The sequence below is a fragment of the Gracilibacillus oryzae genome (assembly GCF_009498735.1).
Lineage (GTDB): Bacteria > Bacillota > Bacilli > Bacillales > Amphibacillaceae > Gracilibacillus > Gracilibacillus oryzae.
On record NZ_ML762425.1, the window covers coordinates 50,560 to 66,831 of the forward strand.

General features: G+C 36.5%; 13 protein-coding genes and 1 pseudogene. 9 read left to right on the forward strand and 5 right to left on the reverse strand.

Features of this window, described 5'->3' with window-relative positions:
* Nucleotides 1-6 precede the first annotated feature (6 nt).
* Entirely contained in the window at nt 7-1,845 is a 1,839-nt protein-coding gene (locus F9U64_RS02960; protein ID WP_153401528.1) for an ABC transporter ATP-binding protein, read from the forward strand.
* Nucleotides 1,846-1,935: 90 nt separating this feature from the next.
* Nucleotides 1,936-2,607 (forward strand): potassium channel family protein, encoded by a 672-nt coding sequence (locus F9U64_RS02965; RefSeq protein ID WP_153401529.1) that lies wholly within the window; start codon nt 1,936-1,938, stop codon nt 2,605-2,607.
* A gap of 102 nt (nt 2,608-2,709) precedes the next feature.
* On the opposite strand, the gene rnjA is transcribed toward F9U64_RS02965, so the two are convergent.
* Nucleotides 2,710-4,377, reverse strand: a complete 1,668-nt coding sequence (gene rnjA / locus F9U64_RS02970) for a ribonuclease J1 (protein ID WP_153401530.1) — start codon at nt 4,375-4,377, stop codon at nt 2,710-2,712.
* A 2-nt stretch (nt 4,378-4,379) separates the two neighbouring features.
* The gene (locus F9U64_RS02975) at nt 4,380-4,589 is read right to left on the reverse strand and encodes a DNA-dependent RNA polymerase subunit epsilon (RefSeq protein WP_153401531.1); all 210 of its coding nucleotides are present in this window, start codon (nt 4,587-4,589) and stop codon (nt 4,380-4,382) included.
* A gap of 460 nt (nt 4,590-5,049) precedes the next feature.
* On the opposite strand from F9U64_RS02975, the gene F9U64_RS02980 reads away from it, so the two are divergent.
* Nucleotides 5,050-5,826: a Cof-type HAD-IIB family hydrolase gene (locus F9U64_RS02980; RefSeq protein WP_153401532.1), complete on the forward strand. Its 777-nt coding sequence runs from the start codon at nt 5,050-5,052 to the stop codon at nt 5,824-5,826.
* Between the two features lie 56 nt (nt 5,827-5,882).
* Here F9U64_RS02980 and def read toward each other — a convergent pair whose 3' ends face one another.
* On the reverse strand, nt 5,883-6,437 hold the full coding sequence (gene def, locus F9U64_RS02985; protein WP_153401533.1) for a peptide deformylase: 555 nt from the start codon (nt 6,435-6,437) through the stop codon (nt 5,883-5,885).
* 192 nt (nt 6,438-6,629) lie between these two features.
* On the opposite strand from def, the pseudogene F9U64_RS23460 reads away from it, so the two are divergent.
* A pseudogene (locus tag F9U64_RS23460) lies at nt 6,630-7,236 on the forward strand (YkyA family protein).
* A gap of 32 nt (nt 7,237-7,268) precedes the next feature.
* On the opposite strand, the gene F9U64_RS02995 reads toward F9U64_RS23460, so the two are convergent.
* Together F9U64_RS02995 and F9U64_RS03000 are read right to left on the reverse strand one after the other, a co-directional pair.
* Nucleotides 7,269-8,912 (reverse strand): methyl-accepting chemotaxis protein, encoded by a 1,644-nt coding sequence (locus F9U64_RS02995; RefSeq protein ID WP_153401534.1) that lies wholly within the window; start codon nt 8,910-8,912, stop codon nt 7,269-7,271.
* 18 nt (nt 8,913-8,930) lie between these two features.
* Nucleotides 8,931-9,902 carry a BMP family lipoprotein gene (locus F9U64_RS03000; RefSeq protein ID WP_153401535.1) on the reverse strand — a complete coding sequence of 324 codons (972 nt, stop codon included), beginning with the start codon at nt 9,900-9,902 and terminating at the stop codon, nt 8,931-8,933.
* Nucleotides 9,903-10,478: 576 nt separating this feature from the next.
* On the opposite strand from F9U64_RS03000, the gene pdhA reads away from it, so the two are divergent.
* From pdhA to F9U64_RS03025, 5 genes are all read left to right on the forward strand, one after another.
* Nucleotides 10,479-11,561, forward strand: a complete 1,083-nt coding sequence (pdhA, locus tag F9U64_RS03005) for a pyruvate dehydrogenase (acetyl-transferring) E1 component subunit alpha (RefSeq protein WP_153401536.1) — start codon at nt 10,479-10,481, stop codon at nt 11,559-11,561.
* Between the two features lie 3 nt (nt 11,562-11,564).
* Nucleotides 11,565-12,542: an alpha-ketoacid dehydrogenase subunit beta gene (locus tag F9U64_RS03010; protein WP_153401537.1), complete on the forward strand. Its 978-nt coding sequence runs from the start codon at nt 11,565-11,567 to the stop codon at nt 12,540-12,542.
* Nucleotides 12,543-12,569: 27 nt separating this feature from the next.
* The gene (locus F9U64_RS03015) at nt 12,570-13,856 is read left to right on the forward strand and encodes a dihydrolipoamide acetyltransferase family protein (protein WP_153401538.1); all 1,287 of its coding nucleotides are present in this window, start codon (nt 12,570-12,572) and stop codon (nt 13,854-13,856) included.
* A 3-nt stretch (nt 13,857-13,859) separates the two neighbouring features.
* Entirely contained in the window at nt 13,860-15,269 is a 1,410-nt protein-coding gene (gene lpdA, locus F9U64_RS03020; protein WP_153401539.1) for a dihydrolipoyl dehydrogenase, read from the forward strand.
* Between the two features lie 73 nt (nt 15,270-15,342).
* Nucleotides 15,343-16,239, forward strand: a complete 897-nt coding sequence (locus F9U64_RS03025; RefSeq protein ID WP_153401540.1) for a polysaccharide deacetylase family protein — start codon at nt 15,343-15,345, stop codon at nt 16,237-16,239.
* Nucleotides 16,240-16,272 lie beyond the last annotated feature (33 nt).

Below are 16,272 nucleotides of genomic sequence, written 5' to 3' on the forward strand. Positions count from 1 at the left end.
TACGAAATGGCTAAATCATTAACTGCTAAAGAAATGAAAAAAGACAGTCCGCACCTAAAAAGGTTTTACTATCCGTTAGATCAGGCGGTAGAGAAACCATTTAACTGGAAACAGATGCTCCGCTTATTAGAATTTTTAAAACCATATATGAAAACACTGTTGCCTGCTGCTATTGTTGCTATGCTAATTTCCACGATAGTCAGGCTTGTTGTACCAATTCTGATAGGTAATGTAGCGATAGATCAGGCAATAACTGATCAAAATGTTAACTTATTAACATATCTGATTATCGGTATATCAATTCTCTATTTATTGAGTTATGTTGCCAACAGGTTTCGTATTAAATGGGTGAATATTTTAGGTCAAAGAGTTATATATGATTTAAGAACAAAATTGTTTTCTCATGTTCAAAGATTATCACATAACTTTTTTGATAAAAGATCTGCGGGTTCGATCCTTGTACGTATTTTAAATGATGTTAACTCGTTACAAGAATTATTTACAAATGGGATTATAAATTTGTTAATGGATGTTGTCATGCTATTTGGGATTATTGTTATTTTATTCGCATTAAGCCCGCCATTAGCATTAGCTGTTTTAGTTATTTTACCGATTATGTTTTTTATCTCGACAAAACTTCGCCGCAATATTCGCAGGTCATGGCAAAATGTACGAATTCAAAAATCAAGATTGAATTCACATTTAAATGAAAGTATGCAAGGGATTCGCATTACTCAGTCTTTCTCACAAGAAAAAGAAAACACCGAATTTTTTAATGGTGTCAACACAGATAATTACGAGATGGAACGTATTGCGATGAAGAAAAGTGCTTATTTCGGTCCATTTGTAGAAATGAGCAATGCCATTGGTACCGTTATATTAATTTCGTATGGAGCGCATTTAATCATTGCAGGTGAAATCGGTGTAGGAACTTTCGTATCCTTTGCCTTTTACCTTGGAATGTTCTGGGAGCCGATCTCCAGATTGGGTCAGATCTATAACCAATTGTTAGTAGCAATGGCTTCATCTGAAAGAATATTCGAATTCCTGGATGAGCAGCCTAATGTGAACGAAAAATCAAACGCAAAAGACTTTAAAAACATGAAGGGACATATCGAATTTGATAAAGTCCAATTCTCATATGATGAAGATCGAATTGCTTTGCATGAAATCTCATTAGAGATGAAGCAAGGACAGACAGTAGCACTAGTAGGCCATACGGGATCAGGTAAATCAACCATCGCCAACCTGATCAGTCGCTTTTATGATCCTACTCAAGGTGCTGTGAAGATTGACGGAAATGATTTACGAGACATGAAGCTTTCCAGTTTACGGAACAATATATCTGTTGTTCTTCAGGATACGTTTATTTTTTCAGGCACCATCATGGAAAATATTCGGTTTGGACGCCCTGAAGCGACTGATGAAGAAGTAAGAGATGCTGCAAAAATAGTAGGTGCAGATGCCTTTATTAAGCGTCTCTCCAAAGGATATGAGACGGAAGTAGAGGAACGGGGTAATATCTTATCTGCAGGGGAGAGACAGTTGTTATCCTTTGCACGTGCATTACTCGCAGATCCAAGAATTCTGATTCTGGATGAAGCAACTGCAAGTATTGATACAGAAACAGAGGTCCAAATACAACAAGCACTCAAACGATTGTTAGAAGGCAGAACAGCAATTATGATTGCCCACCGCCTTTCAACAATCCGTGAAGCTGATAAGATCATCGTTCTGGAACACGGCCGTATTCTCGAACAAGGCAATCATGATGAATTAATGAGTAAAAGAGGAGAATATTACGAGTTGGTAAAATCCCAATTTGATATGTTGGATGCATTATAAGTTGTAATAAATTGAATGTTAACTGCAAATCAACTCTAAACTGTGATAAAATAATGGCGGAGTTATACGAATTATTTTGGAGGAAATAGAATGAAACGTGAATTTGCAGTGATAGGTTTAGGGCGCTTTGGAGGCAGTATCTGCAGGGAGCTGAGTGCTGAAGGGATGGATGTTCTGGCTATAGATATCCATGAAGACAAAGTAAATGAATATAAAAATATTGCAGCACATGCTGTAATTGCAGATACAACAGATGAAAATGTTCTTAAAGAATTGGGAATAAGAAATATTGATCATGTTATTGTGGCAATAGGGGAGAACATTCAAGCGAGTATTTTAACGACATTAATGTTAAAAGAATTTGGCATAAAGAAAATAACAGTAAAGGCGCAAAATGATTATCACGAAAAAGTTCTGAATAAAATCGGTGCAGATCATGTAGTCCATCCGGAAAGAGATATGGGGCGAAGGATTGCTCACAGCATTATTTCAACTAACATACTGGATCATCTGGAACTATCTGATGACCATAGTATTGTTGAAGTGAAAGCTGGAAAGAAAATGGACGGAAAAACCCTGCTTGAATTGGATATCCGTGCACAATACGGCTGTAACGTTGTTGCTATTAAGGAAGCAAATGAGAAATCAATAAATGTGTCCCCAATGGCAGATCAGAAATTAGTGAGAGATGATGTATTAATAGTAATAGGGGCAGATAAAGATATCTCCCGCTTCGAAAAGAATTTAGTTGTAGAAGATTAGAAAAAACCCTGACAGTATTGTCAGGGTTTTTTCATTAATAGGGTAGTATCCATTGGAATTGTCAGCTTCAAACAATTCCTCAGCGCTTGTCCCAATTTGATTTTAAACTTCCATAATGATAGGTAAAATCATTGGGCGGCGTTTCGTTTTTTCATAAAGGTATGGTGCAATTGTATCTGTAATTTCGTTTTTAATTTCTGACCATTGAGTAGTTCGTCGTTCCATTACTTTATCTAAATGTTTTGCCACTATTTTCTGAGCGTCATTAATTAGATCTTCTGACTCACGCATATAAACAAAACCTCTTGAAATAATATCTGGCCCTGAAGCAATCTTGAATTCCTTCATATTGATGCTTACAACAACAATTACCAGACCTTCCTCAGACAAAATCCGGCGATCTCTTAATACAATATTACCAATATCTCCAATACCGCTGCCATCAACATAAACAGATCCGGAAGGGATTTTACCAGCAATACCTGCCTGGTCTTTGCCTAATGCAAGTACTTCTCCGTTATCCATAATAAAATTATTTTTAGGAGGTATTCCACAACTTTCAGCTAATTTAGTATGTTCTTTCAGCATTCTGTATTCTCCATGGATTGGTAAGAAGTATTTAGGCTGAATCAACCGTAACATTAATTTTTGCTCTTGTTGTCCACCATGACCCGAAGTATGAATATCATTTAGCGGACCATGAATTACATCTGCTCCAGCACGATAAAGCTGGTTGATAATTTTACTTACACTGAGTGTGTTTCCAGGGATTGGGGAAGAGGAAAACACAACAGTGTCACCAGGAATAATCTGAATCTGGCGGTGTGTCCCATTAGCAATGCGCGATAGGGCTGCCATCGGTTCACCTTGAGAGCCAGTACAAAGTATTGTCACTTCATTTGCTGGTAATTGATTTATTTGGCTAGGTTCAATAAAGGTATTTTTTGGTGCACGAATATATCCTAAATCCTGGCCAATTTTTATTGCACTTTCCATACTTCTGCCAAAAACAACAACTTTACGATTATGTTTGACAGCAGCTTCTACTACTTGTTGTAAACGATGGATATTAGATGCAAAAGTTGCAAAGATCAGTCTTCCGTCAACTCTTGAGAAAATGTCATTTATACTATCGCCAACTACGCGTTCAGACAGAGTAAATCCTGGTACTTCACTGTTCGTACTATCAGAAAGAAGACATAACACGCCTTCTTTACCTATCTCTGCCATTTTAGTTAAGTTGGCTGGTTCACCAACTGGTGTGAAATCAAATTTAAAGTCTCCTGTATGAACAATATTACCAGGAGGTGTTTTCACTACAATACCATAGGAATCAGGGATGCTGTGGGTTGTTCTAAAGAAAGATACAGCAGTCTTTCTAAATTTAAATATGTCATCTTCTTGATACGTGTGCAGCTTTGCTTTGCGAAGTAAGCCGTGTTCATCCAATTTATTTTTAATTAAACCAATCGCTAATTTTCCAGCATATATTGGAACATTAATCTCCCTTAGTAGATAAGGAATTCCACCAATGTGGTCCTCATGTCCATGAGTGATAAATAATCCTTTAATTTTATCCTGGTTTTGAACTAAATAGGTGTAATCAGGTATAACATAATCAATTCCCAGTAGTTCATCTTCAGGAAATTTAATACCTGCATCAATTAGAATGATTTCATCTTGGAATTGAACAGCATATGTGTTTTTTCCAATTTCACCCAATCCACCTAATGCAAATACTGCTGTTTGATCATTTTTAACAAATTTCATATTTAGTCATTCTCCACTCGGAAAAACTCAGATTGCTGTTCATATGCTAAGTGCTGGTCATTTAATAATTGGATAAACTCTATATTTACATTTCTTTCTTTTAAAAATTGTCGAACTTCTCTTTCTGTCTGCGCACGAACGTATAGACTTTTTGTGTGTTCACGTACAGGTATTTCAAGTGCATCTTCTTGATATAAGACTTTATATACCATTTTATCTCTCCTTCTAGTTCCATTACTGAATTTATTTTTTCTTTGATCCTATGGTTTGTTTGGATAACTTGCTATTAAATTTAGAATGCTGCATTGTAGTTGGTACACGTCTCCTAATTACATCTCTCCATCGTTTTTTAAGCTTTTCCTTCAAACGCTTTAACATAACTACTTCCAACTCCTTCCTAATAATTTAGAAAAGAAAAGTAGGTACTCAATGAACCGATCCAATCCCTATTACTTTATAGTATAGTATGATTTAACATTTTTTGAAACAAAAAAGCTGTAATCTTTCAAAAGAATTTTTAAAAACAGTGAAAAATATGGGATTTACACTTTCATTAATTGTATCTAGTGTTTATTTTTCTCCATATAAAGATACTTATTCGCTTGATTGAGATGATATAATGTTATCCGGGGACAAAAATAATGAATTGATAAAAAGAGAGGGAGAAGGTTAGTGAGTAAAAAAGTTGTTTTTCTTGATATTGACGGCACTATTCTGGATCATGAGAAAAAAATTCCTGAATCAACAAAAGATGCTGTTAACAAATTGAAAGAGCGAGGTGTCATTGTTGCAATAGCAACGGGACGAGCACCTTTTATGTTTCAAGATATCCTGGCAGAATTAGATATTGATTCATATATAAGTTTTAACGGACAATATGCAGTTCATCAAGGGAAAGTTGTACATGAGAATTTTTACAGTGCTGAACAAATGGAACAATTAATGGAATTCAGCTCAAAATCCAGTCATCCGATTATTTTTCAATCGGTAGATGAAATGAGAGCCACTGTATCTGATCATCCGCAAATTGAATCAGGAATGAATAGTCTGAAGAAAGCATACCCAGATGAAGATGCTGAATATTATAAAAAAGTACCGATTTTTCAGGCACTATTGTTTAATGAAGCGCATGAGCAAACTTACTATGAAAAAAATCTTGAACAGTTTAGATTTGTAAGATGGCATGAATATTCATGTGATGTCCTTCCTAGAATTGGTTCAAAAGCTCACGGAATTGAACAGTTTATTAATGAATTAAACATTGATTGGAAAGATACTTATGCATTTGGAGACGGATTAAACGACTTAGAAATGATTGAAACAGTGCGTTATGGTATTGCAATGGGGAATTCTGTTGAGGAATTGAAGAAAAAAGCTTACCTCGTTACAGATCATGTAGATGATGATGGGTTAAGTAAAGGATTAAAAAGGTTAAAACTGATTGACTGAAAATTATATTTACCAAACGCAAAGCAGTTGTCCGGCTTGCTTTGCGTTTGGTTTTTTTATTCGTCACAGGCAACCGTATTATCAGGAATAAGAAATGGATCTTCCTGACTTATATGGTCATAAAACATAACGCCGTTTAAATGATCAATTTCATGCTGAAAAACAATTGCTGCATACCCTTTTAGCTTTAATTTAACCTCATTTTTATTCAGGTCTGTTGCCTTTACAGTTATTTTATTATATCTGGGTACATATCCTGGAACTTCTCTATCTACTGATAAACAGCCTTCTCCGCCAGTCAAATAAGTTTTCGCAACAGAATGACTGATAATTTTAGGATTAAATAATCCATAGCTGTATTCTTTTTCATCAAAGTCCTGAAAATGGACAGCTATCATCCGTTTGGGTAAACCAATCTGTGGTGCTGCTAATCCAACCCCTGCCCGAAGTTCATATTTTTCGGCTATTTCTTCGTCTTGACTGTTTTTCAGAAATGTGAGCATCTCATGGAGTGTTGCTATTTCCTCTTCAGTTGGAGGCAGTTCCACTTCTTCTGCCATATTGCGGAGCACTGGATCCCCTTCTCTGACAATATCTTTCATTGTTAACATTTAAAACACCTCTTTATAAACAAAATACTTTATTATTTCATATAAAAAGTTATATTAATGATATAGAGAAATATACTTTTTATGTACATACAATAATAGCATAAAAGAATATAAAGCAAATAAAGATTTATCTCTTAAATATGTTATACTAGAGGCTATTGGATGAAATAAACAAAAAGGAGTCAATTTATTATGAAGAAATTATTATTTGGTATATTTTTTATTATTGCATTGGCAGGATGCAGTGGTGAATCGGCTGCCAATCAAATGTATGAACATTTAGAGAAAGCGGTGGAACTGGAACAGCCTTTTGCTGAGCAACAAGACCCGTTTATGAAATTAGAAGAAGAAGAGCAGACAATTTATAATCAGTTGATTGAGTTATCTGCAGATGATATGGATAAAATAATAGAATTGAAAGACAAAGCGTTAGCTAATATTGAGGAACGCAGGTCATTACTGAATAAAGAAAAAGAAAGCATTACAAGTGCAGAAGAGGAATTTAACAAGGTGAATGATTCAGTTGAGAATTTAAATGAAGAGGTAAGACCTATTGCCAATGAAATGATACAATGAAGCATACTTGAAATCTTTAGATGAAGATCAAAAATTATATGAGCTGTTTACCAAAGAAGATTTAACAGAAGACGAATTGCTGGAGCAAATCAATTTAGTAAACACAACATATGACAATGTAATTGAATTAAATGATTCGTTTAACCAGTATACGGATTCGTACAATTATTTGAAAGAGCAGTTCTATGAAAAATCAGGATTAAATGTAGAATTTGAAGAATAGCCTTCGCTGAGCGAAGGCTATTTTTACGTTTGCTAAGAAATATTAAATCTGCGGACATTTTTTTGCAGATCTTGTGCCATCTCCGCTAATATCTTAGCAGCTGCAGCTATTTCCTGAATGGACGCATTTTGTTCCTCAGTCGCATTTGCTACCTCCTGTGAATAGCTTGTAGAGGTTTCAGTTATGTCAGAAACATTTGCCATTGATTTAATTAAGGTATCCTTGTTTGTATTAATCATGCTTATGGAAGAAGAAGCTTCTTTCATATGATGTTTAATTGCATTAACTCCTCCGGTAATATTATCGAAAGCTTCATTCACTTCGGTTACAAGTTCACTGCCTTGCTTGACGGCTTTATTTCCATTCGCCATTGACTGGATAATATTCGTCGTTGTATTCTGCATCTTTGTAATTAATTCACTGATTTGTCGAGCGGATTGTCCAGATTTTTCTGCCAATTTCCTTACCTCATTGGCTACAACTGCAAACCCTTTTCCTTGTTCACCTGCACGTGCTGCTTCTATCGCAGCATTTAATGCTAGTAAATTCGTTTGTTCTGCAATATCTGTTATTAAGTCAACAATCTTATTGATTTCCTTTGAATGATTATCTAATTTTTTCATAACTTTGTTTGTCTCTTCAGTATGCTGGTTAATAATAGTCATTTGCTCACTGATGCTTGTGATTGTTTCCATCCCTTCAAGAGACCTTGCAGAAGCTTCGTTGGATGAATTTGTAACAAGACCGATCTGGCTTGAAATAAGTTCAATGTCCTGCGCTATCTGATGAACGTTTTGATTAGAATCCTGCACCAAATAAAGTTGTTTTTCTGAGCCATCTGACATTTCCACGATATTTCGTGATATTTTCTCAATAGCAGTTGTAGTCTGATCAGCGTTAATACTAAGTTGATCACTTGATGCCGCAATATTTTGCGAAGTTTCTAATAAATTTGCTATCAGATCTTTTAAATCTTGTTTCATTTTCACAAAACTGTTCTGAAGCTGGCCGATTTCATCTTTATTCGATGTTGGATCAATTGTCTGGTTCAAATTTCCATTTGCAATTTCATTCGCATGATTCACCAGATTCTTAATAGGAATAATGATCCGGTTTGTCATCATATAGGAAAAACTTCCGGTGCCCAGCAATAGAATCAAGCCAGAGACAATGGTAAAGACGATAATATAATTAATGACATCTGTCTGTTTGGTTAAAGATTGTTGGTAACTTTGGTCAACTATCAATCGTAAGTTATGTATGTCATTTTGAATTCCTCTTGTCCGAATGGATTGCCGCTTTGCTTCGGAAACATCTTTACTATCTAAAGCCTCTAAAACCTGTTCATTTAGAGAGTGAAGTTTGTTGTCAACTATACCAACATGCTCGCTGGCATTTGTGGTGTCATCTAAATTCGCTAAAATGTGAAAGCTGGTATCAAGGTTGTCTCTTACAGTATCTGCATCTGCCTCTGTACGATTTAGAGAATAGCTTCCAAGTCCTTGTTCGATGGAAACGATCGCACTATTTAATTTTTCCACATCAAGCAGATTCCCAACATGCTCACTGTTGGAAGAGTGAATGCGAGTCATTTGCACAACGATAATAGCCATAATAATGCATGCGATTAGCAGTGGTAATAAAGTAATGATTCTCAGCTTTTGTTTAATATTCATTTCATGACCTACTTTCCATTACTCATTTACTAATATGGATTCGTTAATAATGTTATTTTTCAATTCATTTAAACGTTCCTCTTCTGTTTTTGTCATTGCTATTACCCGAATTGGTGCAAGACCGACACCATTCTCTTTCAGTCCAAGTTCTAATTCATCTATCGTTAGTTCACCATTATCCACAAGATCTTTTGCGATACTAAATAGAGCTACATCTATTTTTTTCATCGCTGACGAAACAACTGTTTCTTCCCCTAAATAGAATTGATCAGAGTTCAGCCCAAATGTGTATCCGCCTGATTCCTGTGCCCTCTGAATTACACCTTTACCTGTAGTTCCGGCTGGAGGAAAGATATAATCAGCCCCCTCAACAACTAACTCAAATGCCAATTTTGCGCCGAGATCCTCATCGCTGGAAGTTCCAGCAGATCGTTCTAACACTTCAGCTTCCGGATTTGTTGCCGCAACACCTTGTCTGAACCCACTAAAAAGCTGTTGAGTTACCGGACTGGTTTCCCCGCCGATAAACCCGACAATATCTGTATTAGTTTTCATACCTGCAAGAGCACCGGCTAAGAAGCTCGCCTCCTGTTCTTTAAAATTAATATTAAGTACATTAGGCAAATCAATGTTACTGTCAACTATGGCAAACTGCTGCTCCGGATATTCCTCGGCGACTATTCTTAAATCCTCTTCTGCCAGAGGTCCATGTCCAATAATCAGATCATAGCCTTGGGCAATCAACTCTTCAAAACCTGTCTTGTAATCTCCAGTATCAGCTAATTCTTTATAATCAAATAAGATTCCCAGCTCATCCCGGGCTTTTTCCAATCCATAAAAGGCGGAGTCATTAAATGATTGATCCCCAAGTCCCGATTCTGATAACATAATGCCAATTTTTATTTTAGATTCTGCTGCTGCCTGGTGATGTGAACACCCTGTAATTGCAACAACGCATAACATTAACAGGTAAATAGTCCATCTTTTCATACATTAACCCCCCGAATAAATCTGTTTCTGTTACTTTAAGCCTAATTGACATTACCTAAAATATCATATTTGTGCTGAATTATTATCTCATTTACAAAGACTTAACATAATTTACATAAAAAAATTCAGTTGATAGCTCTTTCGGGGAAAGGAGTGAATTGTAAAAAAAGTTAATTAATAGTAATGAAGAAAAATTAATGAGTATCTGCATTTTTTTCTTGCAGATATTGTTTTGTTTTAAATTAGTACAGAATAAAAAAGTTAATGAAACAGATGATAGATACAACAAACCTTACCTTTGTAGTACACCGTGTTATACATCTTAAAAAAATATATACTAATTGTTGCAAAGTGTTTGACCAAAGCCGATCAATAAGCTACACTATACATGTATTAAAATTGTACCAATATTATTTACCGAAACATATGTAACAGATTATATGGATGGAGATTTGATTAATATTTAATTAAATTGGGTATAGCAATAATAATGACTTTGGTACAGAATTTTTAATCTTTTGGGAAAGCTAATTTTGATAAATTAATTTTGGCATAAGAAAGGAAGAGGTGAATTTTTTGAAACGTACAATTGAAAATATTGAAGAACAGTTCGAAACGTTTCAAATTCTGAATGAAGAAGGAAAAGTTGTGAATGAAGAAGCAATGCCTGAACTTTCAGATGAAGAATTAAAAGAATTAATGTATCGCATGGTTTATACACGTATTCTTGATCAACGCTCTATCGCATTAAATCGTCAGGGGCGTTTAGGTTTCTATGCTCCTACAGCAGGACAGGAAGCATCTCAATTAGGAACACAGTTTGCTCTTGAAAAAGAGGATTTTATTTTACCGGGTTATCGTGATGTTCCACAATTAATTTGGCATGGACTTCCGCTATACCAGGCATTTCTTTTCTCTCGCGGTCATTATCATGGAAACCAGTTCCCTGAAGGTGTGAATGCACTAAGCCCGCAGATTATTATTGGTGCACAGTACACACAAGCTGCTGGTGTAGCAATCGGTATGAAAAAACGCGGAAAGAAAGCTGTTGCTATTACTTACACTGGTGATGGTGGTACATCTCAAGGTGACTTCTATGAAGGAATTAACTTTGCAGGTGCTTATGGCGCGCCAGCAATTTTTGTTGTGCAAAATAACAGATTCGCAATCTCTGTACCTGTAGAAAAGCAAACTGCTGCTAAAACTTTGGCACAAAAAGCAGTGGCTGCTGGAATTGATGGAATTCAAGTTGATGGTATGGATATTTTAGCTGTATATGCTGCAACTAAACAAGCTAGAGAGCGTGCAGTTAACGGTGAAGGCCCTACATTAATTGAAACATTAACATACCGTTATGGACCACACACAATGGCTGGTGATGATCCAACTCGTTATCGTACAGAAGATATGGACAGCGAATGGGAGAAAAAAGATCCAATCGTTCGTTTCCGTAAGTTCTTAGAAGAAAAAGGACTATGGTCTGAAGAAGAAGAAAATGAAGTAATTGAAAAAGCAAAAGAAGAAATTAAAGCGGCAATCAAGAAAACAGACGAACAGCCAAAACAAAAAGTAACAGAACTTATTAATAACATGTATGAAACACTTCCAGCTCACTTGGAGGAACAATTGGAAGAATATCAAGCAAAGGAGTCGAAGTAAATCATGGCTCAAATGACAATGATTCAAGCAATCACTGATGCTTTACGCGTTGAACTTAAAAATGATGAAAATGTATTAGTATTCGGGGAAGATGTTGGCCAAAACGGCGGGGTTTTCCGTGCAACAGAAGGACTGCAAAAAGAATTCGGCGAAGATCGTGTGTTTGATACACCATTAGCTGAATCTGGTATTGCAGGTATTTCCATTGGTCTTGCTACACAAGGTTTCCGTCCGGTTCCTGAAATCCAATTCTTCGGTTTCGTGTATGAAGCAATGGATGCTATCAGCGGGCAAATGGCACGTTTACGCTATCGTTCAGGAAACACAATGAATGCACCGATTACGATTCGTTCACCATTTGGTGGAGGTGTACACACACCAGAATTACATGCTGACTCTTTAGAAGGCCTTGTTGCACAACAACCTGGTTTAAAAGTAGTTATCCCTTCTGGTCCATATGATGCGAAAGGATTGTTAATTCAATCTATCCGTGATAATGATCCAGTTGTTTACTTAGAACACATGAAATTGTACCGTTCTTTCCGTGAAGAAGTTCCAGAAGAAGATTATGCAATTGAGTTAGGAAAAGCAAATGTCGTACGTGAAGGAAATGATGTAACATTAGTTGCCTATGGTGCAATGGTTCACTCAGCATTAAAAGCTGCAGAAGAACTTGAAAAAGACGGTATTGATGCAGAAGTTATTGACCTCCGTACTGTTATGCCTGTAGATTTCGATACAATCGTAAAATCTGTGGAGAAAACAAATCATATGGTTATGGTTCAAGAAGCACAGCGCCAAGCGGGTATGGCTTCTTATATCATTTCAAATGTACAGGAACGAGCAATACTGCATCTAGAAGCACCAATTTTAACAGTTGCTGCTCCAGATACAGTTTACGCATTTACGCAAGCAGAAGAAGTTTGGTTACCAAATTACCAGGACATTATTGAAAAAGTAAATCAAGTCATTAATTACTAAAATAATCAGAGACGGGAGGTCACCAAAATGGCTTTTGAATTTAAATTACCGGATATCGGTGAAGGTATACATGAAGGTGAAATTGTAAAATGGTTTGTAAAAGCTGGTGAAGAAATTAAAGAAGACGATGTGCTTTGTGAAGTGCAAAATGACAAAGCGGTTGTAGAAATTCCTTCTCCAGTAGATGGAACAGTAAAAGAAGTTCATTTCGAAGAAGGTTCTGTTGCAACAGTTGGTGAAACAATAATTACAATTGATGCGGAAGGTTATGAAGATGCCGGATCAACAGAACAACCGGAAGCAGACGAGAAAGCAGCACCTAAAGAAGATACGAAACAAGAAGAATCCAAAGGTGCGAAAGAAACTGCTGATACATCAGCTAATGATTCAGGCAGTCGCGTTATTGCAATGCCATCTGTTCGTAAATATGCTCGCGATAATAATGTCAATATTGGAGAAGTACAAGGATCTGGAAAGAATAACCGTGTACTTAAAGAAGATATCGACGCATTCTTAAATGGCGGACAATCAGCACCAGCTGCTAGCGAAAAGAAAGAAGATACTTCATCACAACAGCCAGCTGCTGCAAAAACATCAGCTCCTGAAGGTGAATTCCCTGAAACTCGAGAAAAAATGAGTGGAATCAGAAGAGCGATCGCGAAAGCAATGGTAAATACGAAACAAACTGCACCTCACGTAACACTGCATGATGAAGTGGATGTTACAGAGTTGGTAGCACACCGTAAGAAATTTAAACCTATTGCTGCAGAGCAGGAAATCAAGTTAACATATTTACCTTATGTAGTAAAAGCACTTGTTTCTGCATTAAGTAAATATCCGGCTTTAAATACATCACTTGATAATGAGACAGATGAGATTATTCAAAAACATTATTACAATATCGGAATCGCTGCAGATACAGAAAAAGGTCTTTTAGTACCTGTTGTTAAAAATGCTGATCGCAAATCAGTTTTCGGTATTTCTCAGGAAATTAATGAATTAGCAGGAAAAGCTCGTGACGGCAAGCTTGCTCCAAATGAAATGAAAGGTGCTTCTTGTACTATTTCAAACATTGGATCAGCTGGCGGACAATGGTTCACGCCTTTAATTAATCAACCGGAAGCAGCAATTTTAGGTATAGGACGTATTGCTGAAAAGCCTGTTGTAAAAGACGGTGAAATTGTTATTGCACCTGTTCTGGCATTATCTCTAAGTTTCGATCACAGAATCATTGATGGTGCAACAGCACAAATGGCTTTAAATCAAATTAAAAGATGTTTAGCTGACCCACAATTAATTATGATGGAGGGGTAAAGAATGGTAGTAGGAGATTTTCCAATTGAATTAGATACTCTAGTAGTTGGTGCAGGTCCTGGGGGATATGTTGCAGCAATTCGCGCAGCACAGACTGGCCAAAAAGTAACAGTTGTAGAAAAAGGTACTGTTGGTGGAGTATGTTTAAACGTAGGATGTATTCCTTCAAAAGCATTAATCCAGGCAGGACACCGCGTAGAATATGCACATGGCGAAGATTCTATGGGCATTAAAGCTGAAAATGTTTCTGTAGACTTTTCTAAAGTACAAGAATGGAAAGCATCTGTTGTTAAGAAATTAACTGGCGGTGTAGAAGGTCTGCTTAAAGGAAACAAAGTAGATATCGTGAGTGGTGAAGTGTATTTTGTTGATAAAAATACGGTGAAAGTTATGGATGATAAAAATTCACAAACATATACTTTCAAAAATTGTATTATTGCAACAGGTTCTTCACCTATCGAATTACCATCATTCAAATACTCTAAACGTGTACTTGATTCAACTGGTGCACTTAATTTACAAGAAGTTCCTAAAAAGCTGGTAGTAATCGGTGGAGGTTATGTTGGTACTGAATTAGGTACAGCATATGCCAACTTCGGTACAGAAGTTACTATCCTTGAAGGAATGAAAGATATCCTAGGCGGTTTCGAAAAACAAATGAGTGCACTTGTGAAGAAAAACTTAAAGAAAAAAGGTGCAACAATTGTTACAGAAGCAATGGCTAAAGGTGTCGAAGAGTCAGAAGATGGTGTGAAAGTAACATATGAAGCAAACGGGAAAGAAGAAACTGTTGAAGCTGATTATGTGCTTGTAACTGTGGGACGCAGACCGAATACTTCTGATATCGGCTTAGAACAAGTTGGTATTGAAATGAGCGATCGCGGACTTATCCAAATTGATAAACAGTGTCGCACAAGTGTTGACAACATTTATGCAATTGGAGATATTGTTGCTGGACCGCCACTTGCACATAAAGCTTCATATGAAGGTAAAATTGCTGCTGAAGCAATCGCTGGAGAAAATGCAGAAATCGACTATAATGCGATCCCTGCTGTTGTATTCTCTGATCCTGAATTGGCTTCAGTTGGTTATACAGAACAAGAAGCAAAAGATGCAGGTTATGATGTTCTAGCTTCTAAATTCCCGTTTGCTGCAAACGGCCGTGCTTTATCACTTAACGCAAGTGATGGTTTTATGAAGCTAATCACTCGTAAAGAAGATGGTTTAATTATTGGCGGGCAAATTGCTGGTCCAAATGCTAGTGACATGGTATCTGAAATTGGTTTAGCAATTGAAGCAGGAATGACTGCTGAAGATTTAGCTCTAACAATTCACGCACACCCTACACTGGGAGAAATTACAATGGAAGCAGCAGAAGTTGCGATGGGTTCTCCAATCCATATTGTAAAATAACATGAAAAAGAGTCTGCAATTGCAGGCTCTTTTTCATAAAATTAAATGATCTTTTCAATTGGAGGCAGTAGTAATGAAAAATGTCATGCGTGTTAGTATCGTTTTATTTTTGGTATTCTTAATTGCTTGTCAGGCAGAGAATCAAGAATCAAATGAACAAGAGGAACCTGTTGAGGAAGCAGCTGATACTAGTAATTCAACAGAAGCAACAGAAACAAATGAAGAAGCGGTCGAAGAAACTTCAGAAACAGAAGAACCTGCTGAAAATCAAGATCAAACAGATGATGTGGAAGTCACCCAGCCTGTTTCTGAACCTCTGTATAAGGTTAGTGAAAATTGGAGTTTAGTACCATTGGAAGAAGGTACAAATGAAAACGTCGTCCTTTTAACTATTGATGACGCACCTGAACAGTATACATTAGAAATGGCAAAGACATTAAAGGAATTAGAAGCTCCGGCAATATTTTTTGTTAATGGTCATTTTCTGGAAACAGAAGAACAAAAAGATATTTTAAGACAAATTCATGAAATGGGATTTGCAATTGGTAACCATACATACAATCATCAGCGATTGACAGAGGCAGATGAAGCAACACAGGAGGAAGAAATTCGATCATTGTCCGTTTTAATTGAGGAAATCATTGGGGAGAAGCCTGAATTTTTCCGGGCGCCTAACGGTGCGAATACTGATTTTGCTACTTCTCTCGTCGAACAAGAAGGTATGCTGCTGATGAATTGGACATATGGTTATGATTATTTTGAACCATATATGGACGCAGATAAGTTAAAAACAGCGATGATAACAGGGGAAGGGCCTGAAGTTGATGTTCCGTATTCCTTATTAAAACCAGGTGCTATTCTTCTGATGCATGACAGAGAATGGACATCAGCAGCCCTTGCTGATATTGTCAAGGGATTACGAGAAAAAGGATATGAATTTGCAGATCCTTCAGCGATAAAATTACCATAAGAGGAAAAGTCAAAAACAGTTTTCAAATAAAAA

Excerpts from the sequence above, each read along its gene's own strand:
- F9U64_RS03025 (WP_153401540.1), top strand. The coding sequence starts at position 15,343 with ATGAAAAATGTCATGCGTGTTAGTATCGTTTTATTTTTGGTATTCTTA.
- F9U64_RS03010 (WP_153401537.1), top strand. The coding sequence starts at position 11,565 with ATGGCTCAAATGACAATGATTCAAGCAATCACTGATGCTTTACGCGTT.
- F9U64_RS03015 (WP_153401538.1), top strand. The coding sequence starts at position 12,570 with ATGGCTTTTGAATTTAAATTACCGGATATCGGTGAAGGTATACATGAA.
- lpdA (WP_153401539.1), top strand. The coding sequence starts at position 13,860 with ATGGTAGTAGGAGATTTTCCAATTGAATTAGATACTCTAGTAGTTGGT.
- F9U64_RS02975 (WP_153401531.1), bottom strand. The coding sequence starts at position 4,589 with ATGGTATATAAAGTCTTATATCAAGAAGATGCACTTGAAATACCTGTA.
- F9U64_RS02965 (WP_153401529.1), top strand. The coding sequence starts at position 1,936 with ATGAAACGTGAATTTGCAGTGATAGGTTTAGGGCGCTTTGGAGGCAGT.
- F9U64_RS02960 (WP_153401528.1), top strand. The coding sequence starts at position 7 with ATGGCTAAATCATTAACTGCTAAAGAAATGAAAAAAGACAGTCCGCAC.
- def (WP_153401533.1), bottom strand. The coding sequence starts at position 6,437 with ATGTTAACAATGAAAGATATTGTCAGAGAAGGGGATCCAGTGCTCCGC.
- F9U64_RS02995 (WP_153401534.1), bottom strand. The coding sequence starts at position 8,912 with ATGAATATTAAACAAAAGCTGAGAATCATTACTTTATTACCACTGCTA.
- rnjA (WP_153401530.1), bottom strand. The coding sequence starts at position 4,377 with ATGAAATTTGTTAAAAATGATCAAACAGCAGTATTTGCATTAGGTGGA.
- F9U64_RS03000 (WP_153401535.1), bottom strand. The coding sequence starts at position 9,902 with ATGAAAAGATGGACTATTTACCTGTTAATGTTATGCGTTGTTGCAATT.